Annotated in this window: 27 protein-coding genes, 3 pseudogenes and 1 riboswitch; of the genes and pseudogenes, 28 read left to right on the top strand and 2 right to left on the bottom strand. The window is 36.3% G+C overall.

Annotation, left to right across the window (positions count from 1 at the left end; translation table 11 throughout):
- Positions 1–8 precede the first annotated feature (8 nt).
- From pyk to BN53_RS09620, 27 genes and pseudogenes are all read left to right on the top strand, one after another.
- The gene (gene pyk, locus BN53_RS05355) at positions 9–1778 is read left to right on the top strand and encodes a pyruvate kinase (protein ID WP_009559909.1); all 1770 of its coding nucleotides are present in this window, start codon (positions 9–11) and stop codon (positions 1776–1778) included.
- Positions 1779–1888: 110 nt separating this feature from the next.
- Positions 1889–2773: a CvfB family protein gene (locus tag BN53_RS05350; protein WP_009559908.1), complete on the top strand. Its 885-nt coding sequence runs from the start codon at positions 1889–1891 to the stop codon at positions 2771–2773.
- Positions 2766–3665: a site-specific tyrosine recombinase XerD gene (gene xerD, locus BN53_RS05345; RefSeq protein WP_009559907.1), complete on the top strand. Its 900-nt coding sequence runs from the start codon at positions 2766–2768 to the stop codon at positions 3663–3665. Before BN53_RS05350 ends, xerD begins: the two co-directional genes overlap by 8 nt.
- Before the next feature lie 8 nt (positions 3666–3673).
- A complete protein-coding gene (locus BN53_RS05340; RefSeq protein WP_009559906.1) occupies positions 3674–4018 on the top strand; it encodes a hypothetical protein in 345 nt (114 codons plus the stop codon).
- Positions 4019–4033: 15 nt separating this feature from the next.
- A complete protein-coding gene (locus BN53_RS05335; protein WP_009559905.1) occupies positions 4034–4759 on the top strand; it encodes a segregation and condensation protein A in 726 nt (241 codons plus the stop codon).
- A gap of 7 nt (positions 4760–4766) precedes the next feature.
- Positions 4767–5354: an SMC-Scp complex subunit ScpB gene (gene scpB, locus BN53_RS05330; protein ID WP_009559904.1), complete on the top strand. Its 588-nt coding sequence runs from the start codon at positions 4767–4769 to the stop codon at positions 5352–5354.
- On the top strand, positions 5354–6073 hold the full coding sequence (locus BN53_RS05325) for a pseudouridine synthase (RefSeq protein ID WP_009559903.1): 720 nt from the start codon (positions 5354–5356) through the stop codon (positions 6071–6073). Before scpB ends, BN53_RS05325 begins: the two co-directional genes overlap by 1 nt.
- A gap of 29 nt (positions 6074–6102) precedes the next feature.
- Positions 6103–6217: riboswitch (FMN riboswitch) on the top strand.
- Between the two features lie 90 nt (positions 6218–6307).
- Positions 6308–7000, top strand: a complete 693-nt coding sequence (locus BN53_RS05320) for an ECF transporter S component (protein ID WP_009559902.1) — start codon at positions 6308–6310, stop codon at positions 6998–7000.
- Positions 7001–7144: 144 nt separating this feature from the next.
- On the top strand, positions 7145–7639 hold the full coding sequence (locus BN53_RS05315; RefSeq protein ID WP_009559901.1) for an SAG1386/EF1546 family surface-associated protein: 495 nt from the start codon (positions 7145–7147) through the stop codon (positions 7637–7639).
- A gap of 46 nt (positions 7640–7685) precedes the next feature.
- Positions 7686–8351, top strand: a complete 666-nt coding sequence (gene cmk / locus BN53_RS05310) for a (d)CMP kinase (protein ID WP_009559900.1) — start codon at positions 7686–7688, stop codon at positions 8349–8351.
- A 70-nt stretch (positions 8352–8421) separates the two neighbouring features.
- Positions 8422–9630 (top strand): 30S ribosomal protein S1, encoded by a 1209-nt coding sequence (gene rpsA, locus BN53_RS05305; protein ID WP_009559899.1) that lies wholly within the window; start codon positions 8422–8424, stop codon positions 9628–9630.
- 62 nt (positions 9631–9692) lie between these two features.
- Complete coding sequence (gene der, locus BN53_RS05300) at positions 9693–11003, top strand: ribosome biogenesis GTPase Der (RefSeq protein WP_009559898.1); 1311 nt, start codon at positions 9693–9695, stop codon at positions 11001–11003.
- 138 nt (positions 11004–11141) lie between these two features.
- The gene (locus BN53_RS05295) at positions 11142–11417 is read left to right on the top strand and encodes an HU family DNA-binding protein (protein WP_009559897.1); all 276 of its coding nucleotides are present in this window, start codon (positions 11142–11144) and stop codon (positions 11415–11417) included.
- 68 nt (positions 11418–11485) lie between these two features.
- On the top strand, positions 11486–12739 hold the full coding sequence (locus BN53_RS05290) for a tetratricopeptide repeat protein (RefSeq protein WP_009559896.1): 1254 nt from the start codon (positions 11486–11488) through the stop codon (positions 12737–12739).
- A gap of 301 nt (positions 12740–13040) precedes the next feature.
- Positions 13041–13247 carry a CPCC family cysteine-rich protein gene (locus tag BN53_RS05285; protein ID WP_009559895.1) on the top strand — a complete coding sequence of 69 codons (207 nt, stop codon included), beginning with the start codon at positions 13041–13043 and terminating at the stop codon, positions 13245–13247.
- Positions 13248–13460: 213 nt separating this feature from the next.
- Entirely contained in the window at positions 13461–13691 is a 231-nt protein-coding gene (locus BN53_RS05280) for a CPCC family cysteine-rich protein (RefSeq protein ID WP_040537337.1), read from the top strand.
- Positions 13692–13731: 40 nt separating this feature from the next.
- Positions 13732–13956 (top strand): hypothetical protein, encoded by a 225-nt coding sequence (locus tag BN53_RS05275; RefSeq protein ID WP_009559893.1) that lies wholly within the window; start codon positions 13732–13734, stop codon positions 13954–13956.
- A gap of 103 nt (positions 13957–14059) precedes the next feature.
- Complete coding sequence (locus tag BN53_RS09925) at positions 14060–14812, top strand: minor capsid protein (RefSeq protein WP_269082220.1); 753 nt, start codon at positions 14060–14062, stop codon at positions 14810–14812.
- Positions 14775–15011 (top strand): CPCC family cysteine-rich protein, encoded by a 237-nt coding sequence (locus BN53_RS05265; RefSeq protein ID WP_133286427.1) that lies wholly within the window; start codon positions 14775–14777, stop codon positions 15009–15011. The genes BN53_RS09925 and BN53_RS05265 overlap by 38 nt, the downstream gene beginning before the upstream one ends.
- Before the next feature lie 64 nt (positions 15012–15075).
- Positions 15076–15420: a hypothetical protein gene (locus BN53_RS05260; protein ID WP_009559890.1), complete on the top strand. Its 345-nt coding sequence runs from the start codon at positions 15076–15078 to the stop codon at positions 15418–15420.
- Positions 15421–15667: 247 nt separating this feature from the next.
- Positions 15668–16108: pseudogene (locus tag BN53_RS05255) on the top strand (phage scaffolding protein); the annotation flags it as partial.
- A gap of 19 nt (positions 16109–16127) precedes the next feature.
- A pseudogene (locus BN53_RS10095) lies at positions 16128–16280 on the top strand (phage tail tape measure protein); the annotation flags it as partial.
- Between the two features lie 542 nt (positions 16281–16822).
- Positions 16823–16966: pseudogene (locus BN53_RS10120) on the top strand (VG15 protein); the annotation flags it as partial.
- A 112-nt stretch (positions 16967–17078) separates the two neighbouring features.
- Entirely contained in the window at positions 17079–17321 is a 243-nt protein-coding gene (locus BN53_RS05245) for a hypothetical protein (protein WP_009559887.1), read from the top strand.
- A gap of 27 nt (positions 17322–17348) precedes the next feature.
- Entirely contained in the window at positions 17349–17597 is a 249-nt protein-coding gene (locus BN53_RS05240) for a hypothetical protein (protein WP_009559886.1), read from the top strand.
- Positions 17597–17812: a hypothetical protein gene (locus BN53_RS05235; protein ID WP_009559885.1), complete on the top strand. Its 216-nt coding sequence runs from the start codon at positions 17597–17599 to the stop codon at positions 17810–17812. The genes BN53_RS05240 and BN53_RS05235 overlap by 1 nt, the downstream gene beginning before the upstream one ends.
- 39 nt (positions 17813–17851) lie before the next feature.
- Positions 17852–18004, top strand: a complete 153-nt coding sequence (locus BN53_RS09620; RefSeq protein WP_009559884.1) for a hypothetical protein — start codon at positions 17852–17854, stop codon at positions 18002–18004.
- A gap of 338 nt (positions 18005–18342) precedes the next feature.
- Here the strand turns inward: BN53_RS09620 and BN53_RS05230 are convergent, their stop codons facing one another.
- Complete coding sequence (locus tag BN53_RS05230; protein WP_009559882.1) at positions 18343–19233, bottom strand: YitT family protein; 891 nt, start codon at positions 19231–19233, stop codon at positions 18343–18345.
- Between the two features lie 82 nt (positions 19234–19315).
- Between BN53_RS05230 and BN53_RS05225 the strand changes: the two genes are divergently transcribed.
- Positions 19316–20512, top strand: a complete 1197-nt coding sequence (locus tag BN53_RS05225) for a CCA tRNA nucleotidyltransferase (protein ID WP_009559881.1) — start codon at positions 19316–19318, stop codon at positions 20510–20512.
- Positions 20513–20606: 94 nt separating this feature from the next.
- On the opposite strand, the gene trhA is transcribed toward BN53_RS05225, so the two are convergent.
- The gene (trhA, locus tag BN53_RS05220) at positions 20607–21272 is read right to left on the bottom strand and encodes a PAQR family membrane homeostasis protein TrhA (RefSeq protein WP_009559880.1); all 666 of its coding nucleotides are present in this window, start codon (positions 21270–21272) and stop codon (positions 20607–20609) included.
- Between the last annotated feature and the right edge of the window lie 4 nt (positions 21273–21276).

The raw sequence follows: 21276 nt of genomic DNA, 5'->3' as shown, positions 1-21276 counted from the left end.
TTTTAATAATGAAGAAAACTAAGATTGTTAGTACTTTAGGACCAGCATCAAACGATAAAGAAACTATTACTAAGTTGGTTGAAGCTGGTGCAAATGTATTCCGTTTCAATTTCTCACACGGTGATCACGAAGAACACCTTTCAAGAATGAAGATGGTTCGTGAAGTAGAAAAGGAAACTGGTAAGCTTTTGAGTATCGCTCTTGATACTAAGGGTGCTGAAATCAGAACCACTGACCAAGAAGGCGGCAAGTTCACTATTAACACTGGTGACGTTATCCGTATTTCTATGGATGCTACTAAGACTGGTAACAAGGACAAGATCTACGTTACTTATCCAGGTCTTTACGACGATACTCACGTAGGTGGCCACGTTTTAATCGACGACGGTACTGTTGACTTAGTGATCACTGAAAAAGATGAAGCTAACAAGGAATTAGTTACTAAGGCTGAAAACACTGGTTTAATCGGCTCAAAGAAGGGTGTTAACGCACCTGGCGTTGAAATTCGCCTCCCAGGTATCACTGAAAAGGATACTGACGACATTAGATTTGGTTTGCAACACGGTATTAACTACATCTTCGCATCATTTGTACGTAAGGCTCAAGACGTTTTGGACATTCGTGCACTTTGTGAAGAAGCAGGTGCAGACTACGTAAAGATCTTCCCTAAGATTGAATCACAAGAAGGTATTGACAACATTGACTCAATTCTTCAAGTTTCAGATGGTTTAATGGTTGCTCGTGGTGACATGGGTGTTGAAATTCCATTCATCAACGTTCCATTTGTTCAAAAGAACTTGATCAGAAAGTGCAACGCTTTAGGTAAGCCAGTTATTACTGCTACTCAAATGCTTGACTCAATGCAAGAAAACCCACGTCCAACTCGTGCCGAAGTAACTGACGTTGCTAACGCTGTTTTAGACGGTACTGACGCAACTATGCTTTCAGGTGAATCAGCAAACGGTTTGTACCCAGTTAAGTCAGTTCAAGCTATGCACGACATTGATGTAAGAACTGAAAAGGAAATGCAAAAGCGTAACACTTTAGCACTTCAAAGATTCGAAGAATACAAGGGTTCAAACGTAACTGAAGCTATTGGTGAATCAGTTGTTAGAACTGCAGAAGAATTAGGTGTAAAGACTATCATTACTGCAACTAAGTCTGGTTACACTGCTAGAATGATTTCTAAGTACCGTCCAGATGCTGACATCCTTGCTTTGACTTTCGATGAAAAGATCCAACACTCATTAGCAGTTGTTTGGGGTGTACAACCATTATTGTCAGAAAAGCCATCATCAACTGATGACATGTTCGAAAAGGCAGCAGAAGTTGCTAAGGCTCGAGGCTTCGTTAAGGATGGCGACCTTGTAATCATCGTTGCTGGTGTTCCAGTTGGTGACTCAGGTACAACTAACGTTATGAAGTTACAAATTATCGGTAACAAGCTTGCTCAAGGTTTGGGCGTAGGTAACGGTTCAGTTGTTGGTAAGGCAGTTGTTGCAACTTCAGCAGAAGAAGCAAACACTAAGGTTAAAGATGGTGACATCTTAGTTTCAAAGGTAACTGACCCTGACTACATGCCAGCTATTAAGAAGGCAGCAGGTTTAGTTGTTGAAGCTTCAGGTTTAACTTCACACGCTGCTGTTGTTGGTTTGTCATTAGGTATCCCAGTTGTTGTAGGTACTTCAGAAGCAACCAGCAAGATTTCAGATGGTTCAACTGTAACTGTTGACTCACGTCGCGGTGCTGTTTACCAAGGTGAAATCTCAAACCTTTAATAAGTAAATAAAACTTTAAAAATAGTCAGCTATTACAGCTGGCTATTTTCTTTTACCTAGATTTTGCGTATACTAATAAAAAGAAATATGTAAAGTAGGAGAACTTATTCATGCTGGGTACAATTAGATCAGGAAAAATTACCGATGAAAACGATAGAGCATACTACGTTCAAATTGATGGTTTTACCTATAAATTAAAAAAACAAGAAATTACTCAAGAAGAAATGCCAAAGATTGGTGATGAAGTGTCAGGATTTATTTACGACAATAAGCATCATGATCGTGAAATGACGCAATTTTTGCCATATGCTCAACCTGATCAATATGGTTGGGGTAAGGTGACAGAAGTCCGCTATGATTTAGGGGTTTTTGTTGATATAGGATTGCCAGATAAAGATGTTGTTTTGTCAATGGATGATCTTCCCCTTGAAAAGAGTCGCTGGCCACAAAAGGGTGACAAATTATTTGTGAAGCTGGAAACAGATGAAAAAGATCGTATTTGGGCAAAATTGGCTGATGGAGGTATCTTTGAACAAGTATCTGCCAATTTTCCAAATGGTATGAATAATACTAATGTTTTTGCAACTGTCTATGCTAGTCGAGAAATTGGTGCCTTTGCGTTGACTAGTGATTATTATTTGGCCTTTGTTCATGCTAGCGAAATGATTCGACCACTTCGTTTAGGAGAACAATTTAAGGCGAGAGTTATTGGTATTAGTCAATATGGTCGACTTAACTTAAGTTGTTTGCCAAGAGCTTTTGAAGAGATCGATGAAGACGCGCAAATGATTTTAATGAGTTTGCGAAGAATGGAAACCAAGACTTTGCCATTTTACGACAAATCGGACGCAGCTGAAATTAAGAGATATTTTGGCATTTCTAAGTCTGCCTTCAAACGTGCATTGGGACATTTGTTGAAGAATAAATGGATAACTGAAGATAAAGTTGCGGGAACTATTACCCTAATTAATGATCCGGAAGAAAGCAATGACTAAGTTAGAAGAACAAATTGAGGATTATTTACGCTATATACAATTAGAGCGCGGATTGAGCAATAATACAGTGTTGGCCTATCGACAAGATTTATTAGAGTTTTTGACTTATCTTACTGAAAACGAATTTAAAACTTGGCCTACACAAGCTACTGATATTGATGCTTTTTTAGCTTATGAGAAAGATCAAGGCAAGGCTTCTAGTTCAATTAGTAGATTGATTTCTAGTTTGAGAAAATTTTATCAATGGATGGCTAGACAAAATATCCAAAAGCTCAATCCAATGATCGAAATTGATCCACCTAAAAAAGAAAGACATTTACCAGTAGCTTTATCTGTCAATGAGATGGAAAGGCTATTGGAGCAGCCAGATGTTGATACTAAGTTAGGGATCAGAGATCGGGCTATGCTGGAAACTCTTTATGCAACAGGGATGAGAGTAAGCGAACTGACTAATCTAACTGAAGACAACATTCACTTAGACTTGAAGTTGATCAGAGTTTTGGGTAAGGGTTCTAAGGAAAGATTGGTTCCAATCAGTGATTTGGCTTTAAAATGGCTTGAAACCTATAATGAGAAGGTCAGAGATGAGCTGATTTTAAAGAGTGGAAAATACAACGATTATGTATTCCTTAACGGCCGTGGAGGCAAGCTAACTAGACAGGCTGTTTGGCAATTGATTAAGAAATATTGTCTACTAGCTCAAATTGACAAAGATGTAACTCCCCATACTTTGCGCCATACTTTTGCGACTCATTTATTGGAAAATGGAGCAGATTTAAGAGTTGTTCAAGAAATTTTAGGCCACTCAGATATCAGCACGACGCAAATTTACACTAATTTGACGCAAAAGCATATTATAGAAGTTTATCGTCAAACTCATCCACGAAACTAGGTGATTCAATGCTGATACCGTACAAAAAAGATTATGAAAAAACTGCGATGGGTTTGTTGTCCTATTTAACTGATTACAAGAATTTAAAGAACTTAAAGGATGAAATAGATCTGTTAAATGGCGACAACGAATTCGGTTTATACTTATATCGCAATGAGTACAACAACATCGTAGGTGTAGTTGGAACACAGGAAACGGAGCACTTTATAATCGTTCGCTATTTATCGCTAGCTCCGGGTTTTAGGGATGAAGAAAATCAACGTAAGCTTTTGAATGAATTAGCAGATGCACACGTAAAAAAGCGCATAACTGCCATTCCAGAATGTACTTACTTGTTGAAATTATTACATTAAAGGGGATCAAAGTTAGTGGATAACCAAGATTTGACTGTTGAATTGCCCAATTTTGAAGGCCCATTGGATTTACTATTACATTTGATTCGATCACAAAAAATAGATATCTATGATATTCCAATCGCTAAGATAACTCACCAATATTTAGCATATATTCAACGAATGAAAGAGTTGAATTTGCAACTGGCAGGTGAGTATTTTGTGATGTCATCAACTTTATTAAGGATAAAGTCGCAATATTTGTTGCCAAAGAATGATTTTGTCAGTGAAGAAGAATATTCAGAAGATCCACGAGAAGAGCTGGTTGAGCAGCTGATTCAGTATTCTGTTTTCAAAAATATTGCCAATTATTTTAAAAACAGACAGGATGAATTGCCATTAACTGCTAGCAAGGAACCTAGTAGTTTAGATAGTGATCGGATAGCGCCATTGCCACGAGGGCAAATTAACGCAGAAGATTTAGCGCTAGCTTTTTCAGAAATTTTGAAAAAAGCTAGCTTTAAGCAAGAAGCTGTTGCTGAGGTTGAAATTAAGACCCGATCAGTTGATGAAATGATGTTGTTACTAAAGCGAAAACTGAAAACAGAAAAAAGCGTCAGCTTTTTCAAATGTATCAAATCTTTAACAAACATCTCTGAAGCAATTGGGCTATTCTTAGCGATGCTGGAATTATGCAAAAATCAAGAAATTAAAGCAAGTCAATCACATGATTTTAGAGATATTAAGTTAGAAAGCTGTTAGGTGTAGGATGGATAAGTTGGCAGAGTTAGAAGCGCTATTGTATCTAGCAGGTGATGATGGAATTAGTTGGCAGGCTTTAGCTGAGCTATTAGAGATTAATTCAGCTGAGCTAGAAAAACTAGTAGAGCAATTATCTGAAAAATATCAAAATGATTCCCAAACGGCGTTTCAAGTTGTTCAAATTAATGAGTTTTACAAATTGACTACTAATAGTAAGGTTAGTAGAATAGTCGAAAGATATTTTTCAAAGGATTTAGCTAAGAACTTGAGTCAATCTGCTTTGGAAATTTTGGCAATCATTGCTTATAGGCAGCCAATAACTAGAGTAGAGATTGACGAAATCAGAGGAGTAAATTCATCAGGGGCTTTGCAGACCTTGATTTGGCGTGGTCTTATCAAAATTAATGGAAAAAAGAATGCACCAGGTCATCCAAATCTGTATATTACTACAAGCTACTTCTTACAATACTTTGATTTTAAGTCATTGGCAGACTTACCTTTGATTGAAGATTTTGAAGATGATGAATCTGAAAGCTTGAATTTGTTTGGGCAAAATGAGCAGCCAGATTTAGAAAATGAAGAGGATAAAAATTAATGGCATTAGAAAGATTACAAAAAGTGATAGCTGAAGCTGGGATTGCTTCCAGAAGAAAAGCTGAAAAAATGATCCAGGAAGGACGTGTTCGCGTAGATGGAAAAGTAGTTACTGTTTTGGGAACCAAGGTAGATACTTTTAGCAATATCACCGTTGATGGAGAACCAATTGAAAGAGAAAGCTTGCACACTTATCTTTTTTATAAGCCAAGAGGCGTTGTCTCAACTGTAAAAGACGAAAAGGGTAGAAAAACAGTTGTAGATTATTTTGAAGATGTGCCATATCGTTTATACCCAATTGGAAGATTGGATTATGATACTTCAGGTGCGCTTTTGATGACTAATGATGGAAAGCTTGCTAACAAATTGATGCACCCTAAGCATAAAGTTGATAAGGTTTATATTGCTAAAATAGAAGGACAACTTGCTCCTGAAGAAATTATTGCTCTAAAAAAGGGTGTAACTTTTGATGGATTTAAGAGTGCTAAAGCAAAAGTAAAAGTTTTGAAGACGAATCCTAAGAAGAATACCCAGTTGGTACAATTGACAATTCACGAAGGAAAATACCACCAAGTCAAGAAAATGTTTAAAGCAGTAAACCATCCAGTGATCAAGCTGTCGAGAGAAAAATATGCATTTTTAGACTTAGTTGGTTTGCAATCAGGAGATTATCGCGAATTGTCACGCTTAGAGGTTGACAGATTGCACAGATTAAGCTAGAATGTAAGCGTAATCAAAATTGAATAGTTTGTTGTCTTCAGGGCAGGGTGAAAGTCCCGACCGGCGGTGAAAGTCCGCGACCCACGCGAGTGGCTGAATTCTTTAAGATACCGATAGTTATAGTCTAGATGGAAGAAGACAGACCATGTATTAGATGACTTAAGAATATGGTTTTGATATAGGTCTGTTGCTGAAGCAACAGACCTATTCTTATTTTCTTAAGGAGAGATATATATGGAACGTACAAATACAGGAGTTAAGAATTTATCTAATGTTATCGCCTATGCTTTGATTGGGGCAATTGCTTTTGTCATTATGAAATTTGAATTTCCAATTCTACCTGGAATAGGATTTTTGAAATTTGATTTCTCAGATGTAGTAATTACGATTGGTACTTTTATTTTTGGTCCAGGACCAGGTGCTTTTATCGCATTTATCAGAATGCTTTTGGGGTTGATTTTTAGTGGTTTTGCACTTCCAAGTTTAGTTGGACAACTTGCTGCATTTGTTGCTACTTTGTCATTTGCATTTCCTTTCTACTTTATTGCACAAAGCGTTTCTCAAGAAAATCGTAAAACTCTAAAAGGCCACTTGTTGCCAATCGTGGGTTTGATTATTGGCATTTTGGCAATGACAGTTATTTTGGCTTTGACTAATGCCTTTATTTTGACCCCAGTGTACGCTGTAACATCAATGGCTAATGTACCACACATCGGCAGTTATGCAGCTTTGTACAACTTTACAGTTCATGACTACCTTGGTGCGTTATTGCATTTGCCATCAATGAGTGCTTACATTTTTGGAATCATTGTTCCATTTAACTTGATTAAAGGTGCTATAAACGCTGTTGTAGTTTACATTTTGTTTGAAGCAGTGCTTAAGAGCATCCGTCCATTTGTAAGAAAGAAATTTAATTTAGCTAGATAAGAAATTGCCAGCGAATCAAAAACTGATTCGCTGGTATTTTTATGCAGTAGAAAATTAGCATGTCAACTGTTATTACTTCACTATCACATATTCCTTCTTTATGCTAAAATTTAAGTTAGCGATCTAACGGGAGGAGGATTCTTGATGGATAATCATCCAAAAGGACCATACAAACACTTTGAGCGTCCAGATAGTCCTAGATTGACTGATCAGCCAAAAGCTAAAAACAGTGTGTGGAGTAAAGCGATTATTGGAGTAGTCATCGTATTGATTGCTTTGGTGCCGGTGGTATATCATTTTGCAAAAAATAATAGAGATTCGGCCAAAGTCTACGAATTAGAAAAAACGAGCAAGTCAGTTTCATCAAAGAAACATGTCAGCAAGAAAAAGTCTACACAAAGTAAGGCTTCTTCAACTAAGACTAGCAAGAGCTCAAGTAGTTCAAAGAAGCAATCCAGTTCTAGTGCAGAATCTACATCTTCAAGTTCAAGCGAAAGCTCAACTTATGTTGTGCAACCTGGAGATACCTTATCAGGCATTGCTCAAAAAAATGGTATGACAGTTAGCCGTTTAGCTGAACTGAATGGAATCACGGATGCTTCCTCAGTTGAAGCTGGTCAAACTCTCAAACTGAAATAGTTTTTTCAATTTAAAGAAAGGATAAGAGAATTTCTCTTAATTAATAATGCAAGTTGCAATTGATGGTCCTGCATCAGCAGGAAAGAGTACCGTAGCTAAGATAGTAGCTAAGAAGCTATCATTTATTTATATTGACACTGGTGCAATGTACAGAGCTTGTACAGTAATAGCTAAGCGTCATGGCTTGGACTATGGCGATGAAGTGGCTATTTTGCGAGCTGTTAGACAAGATGGCATTGAATTTAAGACTGGTGATGGTGAGCAGAAAGTATATTCTGCTGGAGAAGATATTTCTTTAGAAATTCGGACGCCAGAAATTTCTGCACATGTTTCGCAAGTTTCTGCTTTGAAGTCAATCAGAGAAGAAATGGTTGAAATGCAACGCAAAATGTCAGGCGAAATGAATGTGATTATGGATGGACGCGATATTGGAACTACAGTATTACCAAATGCCGAAGTAAAAATCTTTTTGGTTGCTTCAGCGCGCTCACGTGCTCAAAGACGTTTGCTTGATTTTAAACAACGCGGAATCGAAACTACTCAAACAGTTGATGAAATTGAAGCAGATATTGCTGCACGAGACTATAAAGATTCTCACAGAGCAATTTCACCATTGAAAAAGGCTGCTGATGCAATCGAAATTGACACTACAGAAATGACGATTGAACAGGTAGTAGAACGCATTTTGTCAGAAATCGAAAAAAAGTTATAAAAAACAGCATAAAACAGTAGAAAAAAATTCCAGTTTCCTATAAAATGGAACTTGATATTGGGAGGTACTTATGTCAGAAAACAGTAATCAATTTTTAGACGCATTAAAACAAATGCAAGGAGTTGAGGTCGGAGATATTGTCGATGTCGAAGTATTAGGCGTTGAAGATGGCCAAATCGATGTTGGTGTTGTTAACGCCGGTGTTGAAGGTGTTATTACTCGCCGTGAATTCACTGCTGACCGCAACGCTGACTTAACTGAACTTGTTAAGCCAGGTGAAACTTTTAAGGCTTTAGTATTAAGAAGAGCCGGTGGTGACAAGGAAAATGGTGAATTTTTCTTCTCAGTAACTCGTTTGAAGGAAAGAGAAGCTTTCGACAAGTTACAAAAGGACTTTGAAGAAGGTAACCCTATTGAAGGTACTGTTACTTCATCAGTACGTGGCGGTTTGCTCGTTGATGTTGGTACTAGAGGTTTCTTGCCTGCTTCATTGATTTCAAGTCGTTATGTTTCAGACCTTAAGCCTTACATCGGTAAGACTATGAAGCTTAAGATCACTGAAATTGATCCTAACAAGAACCGTTTGATTCTTTCACACAAGGATTTAGTTGAAGAAGAACGTGAAGAAGCTTTTGGTAAAGTTGCATCACAATTAGTTGTAGGTGATGTTGTTGAAGGAAAAGTTTCTCGTTTGACTAACTTTGGTGCATTTATTGATGTCGGTGGTGTTGACGGTTTAGTTCACATTTCCGAAATTTCTTACAAGCATGTTGACAAGCCAAGCGATGCTTTGAAGGTTGGTCAAGATGTTAAGGTTAAAGTTATCGGTATCGACGATGACAGACACCGTATCTCCTTGTCAATTAAGCAAACTGAACCATCACCATTTGAACAAGCAACTTCAGGCTTGCACGAAGGTGACATTTTCGAAGGTGAAGTTAAGTCATTAACTAACTTTGGTGCCTTTGTTGAAGTAACTGATGGTATTCAAGGTTTAGTACATGTTTCTGAAATTTCAAATAAGCATGTTGATAAGCCAAGTGACGTTTTGAAGGTTGGTCAAAGCGTAAAGGTTAAGGTTTTAGGCATTGACCCAAGCGAAAAGCGTATTTCTTTATCAATTAAGGCTACTGATGAAAATGCTTCATCAAATGAAGATGCTCGTCCACGTCGTCCACGTAACAACGATGCTGCAGTAAACAAGAAGTACATGAGCAATGACGACAATGGCTTTGCATTAGGTGACCTTATTGGTGATCAATTAAAGGATCGTAAGTAAAGCAATAGTTAAAAAGCCGACGTAGGTCGGTTTTTTTTATTAGTGAAGGAGATGATTGGGATATGGTATTGCCAACAGTTGCAATTGTTGGACGTCCTAATGTAGGTAAGTCAACATTATTTAACCGAATTATTAAAGAACGTTTGGCGATTGTAGAAGATAGGCCAGGGGTAACTCGAGATAGAAATTATGCTCCAGCTGAATGGTTGGGTCACAAGTTCCACATTATCGATACGGGTGGAATCACTTGGGAAGATGGTAAGATCGAAGAAGAAATTCGTGCCCAAGCAGAAATCGCTATTGAAGAAGCTGATGTAATTGTTTTCTTAACTAATGTAGTTACTGGAGTGACAGATTTAGATGAGAAGATTGCCCAACTTCTTTACAAGGCGGATAAACCTGTTTTGCTTGCTGTAAATAAAGCAGATAATCCAGAGCAAAGAAGTAATATTTATGATTTCTATAGTTTAGGAATGGGCGAGCCGATTCCTGTTTCTTCAAGTCACGGTACTGGAATTGGTGACTTATTAGACACTATTGTCGATAATTTCCCTGCAGACAGTGATACTAAGGATGATGACACAATTTCCTTTAGTGTTATTGGCCGACCAAATGTAGGAAAGTCTTCTATTGTTAACAAATTGCTAGGCGAAGAACGAGTAATTGTTGCCAATATGGAAGGTACTACTCGGGATGCAATCGATACTCCATTTGTTGCTGCAGATGGAACCAAGTACCGTTTAATTGATACAGCTGGTATTAGACGCCGCGGCAAGGTCTATGAAAAGACCGAGAAGTATTCTGTAATGCGAGCTTTGAGCGCAATTGAACGCTCAGACGTGGTGTTATTGGTGCTTGATGCAAGTACCGGTATTCGTGAACAAGATAAGCACGTAGCAGGATATGCACATGATGCGGGTAGAGGGATCATTATTGTCGTAAATAAATGGGATCTACCAGAGAAAAATAGCAACAGTGCCAAAGACTTTGAAAAAGTTATTCGCTCTGAATTCCAATATCTTGACTATGCACCAATAATTTTTGTTTCAGCTGAAACCGGTCAAAGATTGAACCAAATTCCTGAATTGGTAAAAAAGGTTTACGCAAACCAAAATCAACGTATTCAATCCAGCGTGTTGAACGAAATGTTGCTTGAAGCAAGCAAATTAGTGCCAACTCCAATGATTAAGGGTAAGAGATTGAGAGTTTACTACATGACACAAGTAAAATCTAATCCACCTACATTTGTAGTATTTGTAAATGAACCTGAATTAATGCACTTCTCGTATCAAAGATTCTTAATCAACCAATTAAGAGACAATTTTGATTTTATGGGTACACCAATTAAGATAGTTGCACGTAAAAGAAAATAAAAAAGCCAAATTATCCTTGTGGTCAAGGCCTTTTTGTGATATTTTAGTTTTAAAGAAACCGCAATCATTTTGTAGTCGGGTTTCGTATACAAGAATAAGGTTTTGATTATAGCCAATTTTTAGGCTCGGAGGTTTATTATGGCAAATAAGGCAGAATTAGTTACTAAAGTTTCTGAAAAGACTCAACTTACTAAGAAGGAAGCAGCAATTGCTGTAGATGCAATGATCGAAGCAATTCAAGAAGACCTTGCTAAGGGTGACAAGGTACAATTGATCGGCTTTGGTACTTTTGAAGTTCGTCGCCGTGCAGCTCGCAAGGGTCGCAACCCACAAACTGGCGAAGACATCGAAATTCCAGCAAGCTTGGTTCCTGCATTTAAGCCTGGTAAGGGACTTAAGGATGCCATTAAATAGGTTTGACTAACAAGAGCATTGGTTTACGCCAGTGCTTTTTTATTTTAATAGGTAAAGGACATAATTAAATGACATATTCTGAGCAATTATTAGATGCGATTGGAAACCATGAGTTTTCAAATGCCGAAAAATTATTGAAACTAGCTTTAGATAATGATGATCCAGATGTTCTAGCATCATTAGCCGAAAATTTAACAGACTATGGTTTTACGAATTTAGCTAAAGAAGTATATCGTGCATTAATCGCTCAGTTTCCGGGTGAAGACTTATTTAAAGTTTATTTGGCTGAAATCTTGTTAAACGATGGCCAAGATGACGATGGATTAACTCTTTTGTATAATGTTGATCAAAATTCTACAGCATATTTAGATAGTTTATTAGTACAAGCGGATTATTACCAAACTAATGGATTAATTGAAGTAGCCAGAGCTAAGCTCTTAGAAGCTTCAAAATTGGCTCCTGAAGAAGATACTATTAAGTTTGGTATTGCTGAGCTTGACTTTATGGATGGCCAGTATGAAGAGGCAGAAGAGCTCTATGAAGATCTTTTAAAACGTCAAAAAAGAATTAGCGAAGTTAACTTGCAACAACGCCTAATTCAAACAAAGGCTAAATTAGGCAAGTACGAAGAAGCAGCTGAAGTAATTCGCAACCATAGTAGCGATTTGCTTGATATCGATAGCAAGTATCAAGCGGGCTTGATTTTATTATCAGCAGGAGAAGTCGATGAAGCAATCAAGTTTTTAGACCAAGTCATCGATCAAAGTCCAGATTATGTTAACGTTTATCCAATATTGGCTCAAGCATATCAAGAAAAGAATGATAATGAACAAGTTCTTAGATCAGCTCAAGCTGGTTTGGCCTATAATGAGCTGGATGAAACCTTATATTCAATGGGAGCTCAAGCAGCCGTTGTTTTGAATGAAGATGACGTAGCTGAGGACTTATTGAAGAAGGGGCTTAAGATTGCACCAGACAACAGCGATTTGCGTTTGCAACTATCTAACTTGTTGTTGAGCAGACATAAGTACCAAGAAAATCTAGATTTGTTCAAGGATGTTCAAGATAGCGATGAAGAAGCACAGATTCACTGGAATTTGGCAAGATCATATCAGGGACTTGAAGATAATGAGCAAGCTAAGAGTGAATATCTTTTAGCATACCCAGACTATCAAGAGAATCCAGAATTTTTGAAGCAAATGTTGTTGTTCTTCAACACATTGCCAAATTCAAAGGAAGTAGTAATGGACCTTCTTAAGAAGTACTTGAAGTTAGAACCCGATGATCTTGATATGCAAGATATGTATGATGAGAATCTATAGAAATACTATAGAGTATTATATAAAAGGGCTAGCAGCTGTTTTTTGGTTGCTGGTCCTTTTTTTTGTTTAGGTAAACGAGGGCAAAGCATTTGTTTCATTGGCTGAATTCTTGAATTTGAAGTATGATAATGTTGAGAGTAATAAGTATTTAAAATTCATGCTATTGTTATAAAAAGATCGTAAACAAACATCAACATTCTTTAAATCTGAAGAAAGGGGAAGTATTACTATGGCAAACTTGGAAGAGAAAGTAATATGGATTGATGGCGTAGATTATATACATTGCCTTGTGTGTGGCTAATTGGTTAAAACTTACGATATCTGTTTCAACTATGATTGGCAAAATACCGGAGAAACTAATATTGACGGTGGGCCAAATCATATTACTTTAGCAGAAGCACAAAAGCAGTACAAAGAAACTGGGAAAATAATTAGGCCCGAACCAAAAAGTGTTAAAGTGATAGGATATGGCGAGTTTGGAATACCTATAACTGAGATTGAATATTAACCAAGCGATTAACGAAAGTTGATCGTTTTTCGTTTGAGAAAATTTTTGATAAAAAAGCTTACATTTGATGAACTTAGAATGTTGAAAAATTATTGATACATTAGGGAGTAAAGTACTTGTTTTGTTGGCTGAATTCTTGAATTTGGAGTATGCTGATAATGAAAAGTATCGTGAGCTAATTGAATATAGTTAGCTGAAATGGGAGCACTTAATATGATGAAGGATATGCAAAAGACATGGAAAATAGACGGTGAAAATTGGTTATATTGTCCAGTGTGCGGTAAAGAAGTTAGAGGTTATGATAATATCTGTGACAAGTGTGGTTGGCAAAACACAGGTCCAATAAACCATGATGGCGGGCCAAATAACATAACTCTTGCTGAAGCACAGAGACAGTACAAGGAAACGGGAAAGATAAATAACTTTAAGTTTTTATCAGAATAATGGGGCTCCTGTTTTTTATTAGTGATGAGGGAGGAATAGTATGGAGTTGGAAAAATATGTTGGAAGAGATGTAAAGATTATTGATTGCGATAATAAGATTTGGATTGGAAGAGTAAAAAATATTGATTTTGCATTTGACCACGATGATTACGAATATGATGAAATAGGGTTAAAAGCAGAGGGATATAGTACAACGGAGTTTGTATTCCCAGAGAATGAGATAAAATCAATAGAAATTATTAACCAAGCGACTGACGAAAGTTGATAGTTTTTGTTTGAAGAAAAAACAATGGCTAGTTTTTGCAAAAAAGATTATTTTGTTGGTTGTATGTAACTTATGACATCTTACTAATTTTCGATTTAAGCAACTGGCAGAACAAGCTACAGCTGACTTCTATGAAGACTCAGAGATTGAACAATATCAGTATTTGGCTACTCTTGAAATACACACATGCGAAATTTGCGCTCACTTGGATGAGCGTATTTTTTATGTCAAAGATCGGCGAGAGGGATTAAATTATCCAATGATTCATCCATATTGTCGCTGTACTACAGTTCCATATATGAAGGATTTACCAGATATTGAAACAAGGTGGTCTAGAGATCCAGAAACTGGTAAAGGTAAGTTTGTAAAAGTCGACAATGGACCTAAGAGGCTTACTTTTAGAGAATGGAAGAAACTTACAGTTGACAGTACAGAATATCATAAAATCGTTGACGTATTAGGCGATAAAGCACCTGTTTCATTGGCTGAATTCTTGAATTTGAAGTATAATGATAGTAAGAAGTATGGCGAGTTAAAAGATCGCGAACTGTGGATTGGTGCTGAATTTCCAACCAAGAAATCATATGATGGGCACTATGAAACTCATAGATCAGAATTTGGAGATATAACAAAAGAAGAATATCAACAAATGGCTGCAGAGTTGTTAGCAGAACCCGTTTCAGATGATATATTAGGATATGACACTGGAGAAAGAAGAGTTCGATACGATATCAAAAATAATATATTTGTTTTGGGAAACTCAGAAGCCAAAAATATAACTACTATGTTTAAGCCTGATGAAGGAAGAGATTATTATGATGGAGAATATGCAAAAGACGTGGAAAAAAGACGGTGAAACTTGGTTATATTGTCCAGTATGCGGTAAAGAAGTTAGATACTATGATATTTGTTTCAACTGTGGCTGGCAAAACACAGGTCCAATAAATCATGATGGTGGGCCAAATAAATTAACTCTGGCAGAAGCTAAGGAAGCATATGCTAAAGGCGAGGTTATTAATAGATTTTTGTTTGGGGATAAAGCCAAAAATAAGTAAGACGTGTATGAGTTATCTAAGCGATTAACGAAAGTTGATCGCTTTTTTGTTTCGGAGGATAACAATGGCTGATTTTTGCGAAAAAGATTATTTTGTTGTAGCTTATAACATTTTATCCACTACCTATTGCCATTTAAGAGATAAAGGGCAAAAAAATTTGTGCTCTGATTTAGATAGTTATCTAAAAAATAAGTACAACTTAAACGATTCATATTACAAATATATTGTAGATTCACTGATAGAAAATAAATTGCTAGATTTTGGTATTGAAAAAGAAAACAATAAGCTTACTTGGTATTACTCGATTACGTCCAAGGGTATTGAATATATTTTCTTTGATAAAGCAATGAACAAAGCGCAAGATTATCTAAATTACAAAGCATTTGGAGAAAAACATGAACAAAAATGAAGTCGAAAAATTTACTAAAAACCTTGAAAGAAAGCTACTCTTTTCCAACGCTTTCTATGTAGTTGTAGGAACAATTGTTACAATAACTTGGCTGTCTGCATTTGTATTGGCAGTGTGGGCATGCTTGCATTTCATATTCAAGCTGTTTTAACCGTTTGACCTGAGCAAGTCGTAAAACTGCTCTTTTTGTGTGCCTTGATGAGAGGTGAACTCGTAAAAACATGTTAGAGGAAAGGAAATATTTGTTATGAAAAGAGATCAATTAAAAGAGTTGGGCTTGTCAGATGACCAAATCGAAGCTGTGATGGATATCAACGGCGAAGATATTAATAAGGCTAAGTCAAGCAATGATGAAATGATCAAAGAAAATGAAGCTTTGAAATCACAATTGGCTGAAAGAGATAAGGATTTTGCCAAGTTAAAGAAGAATGTCAAGGATAATGAAGAACTAACTCAGCAGCTGCAAGAATTGCAAGGAAAGTATAAGCAAGATCACGACAATCTTACTCAAGAATTGGCCAAGGTTAAGCTAAACGGCGCCATTGATAGTGCCTTGACTAGTTCAAGGGTAAGAAATACCAAGGCATTCAAGGCTTTACTAGATATGGACACTATCAAGCTTGATGAATCTGGTAAATTGTCAGGATTGGATTCACAAATTGAATCAATCCGTAAAAGTGATCCTTATTTGTTTGATGCAGGTCAAAAATCAGCTTGCTTATGTAGCCGATATGACTTCAACTGGATTCCAAGATTTAGTCGTGGAGATGAGCTATGTATCCTCCATAGCCCATCAAGCGAATATTTCACTTGCATCAACCTCTTCAGCAATGGGAATTCTTAGTAACAACGGGCTAGAGTTGCTGGCCTCCTGATTGGTAACTTTCAGGTAATAAAACTTGTTAATTCGGGGAAGGCTAAGTTATGATATAATTTAATCAAAGAATCGGGGGGTGTTATACATGAAAAAGATCATTAATTTTGTTAAAGAGTTTTGGCTAGTTATACTAGGATTTATTGTATTATATGCCATAGCATTTTATATTTTTGATCATTTTTTTGTGCAAATTGTGTCGACCCTCGTAATTGCTAGTTTGTTTTTAGCAATTATTTATATTTTTATTGTTATTATAAATTTTTTATAATATGCTAATCCCGCGCCAAGCTTAGTGGAAACGCTAAGAAGGTGTAACGACTAGAAAAAGTAAGCTAAAAATGAAGACATGTGTAAGCATGTCTTTTTTCATACAAAAATTTCCACGAAGGCAAGTAATCCTATCTGGATTAAAAGATAGTCTGAACAATATGGAAACATATTGAAGCATGAGATAAAGAACTCATACGTTAACAAATTGAGAAGCTGATAAAGCTGGTACAGGATTAAGAAAAGTTATTCAATCTATTCAAGATGCAATTGGAAAGATTGGCAATAAGGGTAGCTGCAGATACGACTTTAAAAAATGGAATAAGATATCCAGCAGAATGGGCATGGATTCCGTGTGGAATGACTTGCCCTTTTTGTTTAACTTTAGTTAGATTTAGTTAATAAAGATGATGTTGAGGGATATGATCTAGATAAGCTTTTGAAGATGTATGAAGCAGCCGAAGGCGATACTCCAGAAGAAAAGATTAACAGCTTGCGCTGATTACAACATAGAGTGACTAAAGATCATACTATTTCTAAAATAGGTAAGTCTTTTGAAGTTTTAGATCACATTGATAAAAATGGCAAGGTTGATAAGCGAAGATTCTATGATAAAAATGGTATAATGAGACTAGATATCCATACGATATGTCACGGTGATAATGATAAGTATCATTCCTTTGGTAAAAATATAGAGCATGTTCACGAATTTATTTTTAATGATGATGGAACAAAACTTTTAAAGAAGATCAGCTGAGATTTGATAAAAGAACGGGGATATATTATGATCATGACAATTAAGGATTTAAAGGCTTCTTTAAATGATTGGAGCTTGGATTATAGTTTTGAATATAAAGATAAGGCGTGTGGCTTTGAGATTTTAGATGCTGATCAAAATCATGTGAATTACCTATTATGGTTTGGTAAAACTAGCAGGGAATACACAAATAAGGATGATATGTTAAATGATCCGCTTTTTGATGGAAAATCACTAGTTGAGCTACTACCTTTTATAGATATTGAAGTGTATTAATGATTAAGCTAAAATTAACCAATCTTGATATCAAATTGTTGAATATTATTGAGTCTGATTTTGATATTAACCGAACTTATACCGAAGACGAAGCTTTCGAATTATTGGATAGAATTCTTGATAAAGAAGTTGAATTAGCACAAGATGGAAAGCAAGATTATGCTGATGAATTTATACGATCGAGTTCAAGATCAGGTAGACAATGGTTAAATTGAGTCCGTTTGTAGGTAAGCAAGTCAATAGAGGCGAGACGTATGATGACTGAAGAAGAATGGGAAAAGTTCTATCGTGCACGGATAGATTCTGAATCATATAAAAATAGAAACTATACAGAAGAAATACGTTTACGAAAAAAGCATAGAAGAGAATTAGATGAGTATAAAAGAACACACAACGATGAATCGTAAGAGGTTAAAGACTACTACAGTGAGTTTTTTACCGATTTCAGCACATTTATACAATTTATTTAAACGATTAACAAAAGTTAATCGTTTTTTGTTTGGTGAAATTATTGGATGATTGGGACAAGTTCTATTTTTGGTTCAAGTTCAAAGATTGGCTAGGGGTAATTTCATTAATTATCTTATGGCTAGTTTTAGAATTTGGGATGCCTATTCTGGTTATTTGGCTTTGTGCTAAATATATCTTTCATATCATTTAATTGGCAACCCGTGCCAGCTAAGCAAAATAGCGAATCAACTGTTTTATCAAACAATCAATTCGCTATTTAACCTATAATCTTTTGTTATTTACGAGTGAAGAGACGAGGCTTTTTCTGCTTATAAGTAAAACCTTCGCCTAATGCTTCATGTACCTCAAAGATTGAAACAAACGCATTAGGGTCCTCATTTTGAATCAAATGCTTAACTTGAGGAATTTCTCTAGGAGAAACGACAAGGTAAATAACTTTCTTGTCATCTTGCTTGTATCCACCTAAAGCGTTGAGATAAGTAAATCCGCGCTCAAGTTCTATGTCGATCATTTTCGCAATATTTTCGTATTTGTCAGAGATGATCAAAATACCTCTAGCGCTGTATGCTCCTTGTTGAACGCTGTCTAGTACTCTAGTCAGCAAGAATGAAGCTAATAGCGTGTACATCATATGCTTGATGTCTAAATAACTTAAGGAAATGAATAAGATGATGGCATCGCACGCTAGTAGCACTTTCCCTGAAGATATGCCGAACTTGATTTGAAAAATTCGTGCGATAATATCTGTACCACCTGAAGTACCATTAAACCTGAAAACTAGCCCTAAACCCAAGCCTGAAAGAGTTCCGGCTAAAATAGCTGAAAGGAATAGGTCGTTGTCTAGGTTTAGTTGCGTTATAATAGGAGTCAGGCGCCAAAACCATAAGAAAAATGACAGGGATGCTGTTCCCCAGATTGTATAAGCAAGGAGTAGCTTTCCCATATAGCGGTAGCCCAGTATAATCAAAGGAATATTGAGAACCAGTGTGGACAACCCCATATTGATTCCCCAGAAGTGATTAAGAATTAGAGTGATACCACTTATACCGCCATCTGCAAGTCGGTTAGGTACGGAAATCATATCTAGACTTAGAGCATAGATAGCACAGCCGAGGGCAATCATGATCAAATCAATGGTAATTTTTTTAGTATCATTATTTTTCATGTAAAACCTCCGTATAAAAAGATCTATCTCTAACCTATCACAAGTTTAATATTATTACACTAGGATGAGTTGATTTATTTACATGAAGATAGACAAATTACCAAAGATATTTTTAGATGCGGCACCTGTTTTAGATAAATTGGAAGAAGCAGGCTTTGAGGCATATTTTGTAGGTGGCTCAGTCAGAGACTTGATTTTAGGTCACCATATTCATGACATTGATATTGCAACTAGTGCTTACCCTGAAGAAGTCAAAAATTTATTTGTCAAAACGATAGATACAGGCATAAAGCATGGTACAGTAACTGTTTTGTACAATGGCAATAGCTATGAAATTACGACTTTTAGAACAGAATCTGGCTATCAAGACTTTAGACGGCCAGATCATGTGACCTTTGTTCAAAATCTGTCAGAGGATATTAAGCGAAGAGATTTTACGATTAATGCTCTAGCTATGAATACTAGAGGTGAAATCATCGACTTTTATGATGGTCTAGGAGATATCGACAAGCAATTGATTAGAGCTGTTGGCGATCCTGTCCAAAGATTCCATGAAGATGCCTTAAGAATGATGAGGGCAGTTAGATTCATGAGTCAGCTGAAATTCAAGCTAGAGGATAAGACAGAACAAGCAATTTTAGACAATCATTTGTTGCTAAAAAATATCTCGATTGAAAGAATTAGAGATGAATTTGTTAAAATGGGCATCGGTTCAAATGCCAGAACAGCTTTTGAAGTATTCTTGACAACCAAACTGAGCGAAGAAGTGCCACATTTTGCCGGAAAAAGCAAATTGCTAGAAGTTTTTCCAAAATTGCAATTCAGCCCAACCGAAGAGACTAGTTTGTGGTCAATTATTATTATTCTGTTAAAGTTGCCTAATGATAAGATACATGAATTCATGAGGGCCTGGAAGAATTCTAATGCAATGACTGACGAGGTTGAAAGAGTTGTTAGCTTCTTTGACATTCTTTCTGAAAAAACTCCTAGCGACTATGACTTATTTAAAGTTGGCAAGACCACTTTGTTAAACACAATTGATGTCGCCCATATTTTAGGTCAGCCGATTGATTCTAAGGTTTTAGTTGATCGATACTTGGCTTTACCAATCAAGTCAACTGATGAACTAGTTATTGATGGACGTTTCTTAATTCAAGCCGGATTTAAACCGGGTCCACAGCTAGGCGTGATTTTGGAAGAAATAAAAGAAAAAGTGGTAGATGGAGTTTTGGAAAATAATCAGGACGAAATATCACTTTACATAAATAAATATCTGTAAAATTTATACAAAATCAACAAAAAAATATCAAAATTCTCAGAAATGAAAATTTTGATATTTTTAGTTTCTTGATAATTTTACTAGTGTGACTGTTTTATATGTAGAATAACACAGAAAAATACATCAGGATTGATCCTAGCAAAACAAACATGTGCCAAATTACGTGAATAAATGGGACAGACTTCATTGTATAAAGCAAAGCCCCCACAGTGTAAGCTACCCCGCCGAGCACAAGTAGCCAAAAGCCGGTTGGACTTAGGCGGATGTATAAATACTTGGCTGACAGAATGATTAACCAACCCATGACGACATAAAGAATCGTATCAAAGATTACATGTTTGCCGCGATTGAATATATAATAGACAATGCCTATGATTGTTGAACCCCAGATAAGACCGAATAAAGTCCATCCCCAGGCACCACCAATTGCTACTAAAGAGTAGGGAGTATAGGAGCCAGCAATCAGCAAGAAAATGGACGAATGATCAAAAATCTGAAAAACGTTTCTTGCACGGGTAAAAATCAGACTATGATATAAGGTGGAGAATAGGTAGAGCAAAATTAGACACACGCCATAGATTGTAAAGGTTACGACTCTAAGAGCACTGCCAGTTTGGGCTGCTTTAACAATTAAAATCACCAGTCCTACTACAGCTAGTCCAAAGCCAATACCGTGGGTAATAGCACTAAAAACATTGTCTAGAATATTGTATTTTTTAGATCTGACTTTAGGATCTTTCCAAAGATTATTTATTTTCATTAGT

This window comes from Lactobacillus pasteurii DSM 23907 = CRBIP 24.76 (assembly GCF_000297025.1).
Taxonomy (GTDB): domain Bacteria; phylum Bacillota; class Bacilli; order Lactobacillales; family Lactobacillaceae; genus Lactobacillus; species Lactobacillus pasteurii.
Note: the sequence above shows the minus strand (reverse complement) of the source record. Positions and strands in the feature narration are given on the sequence as shown.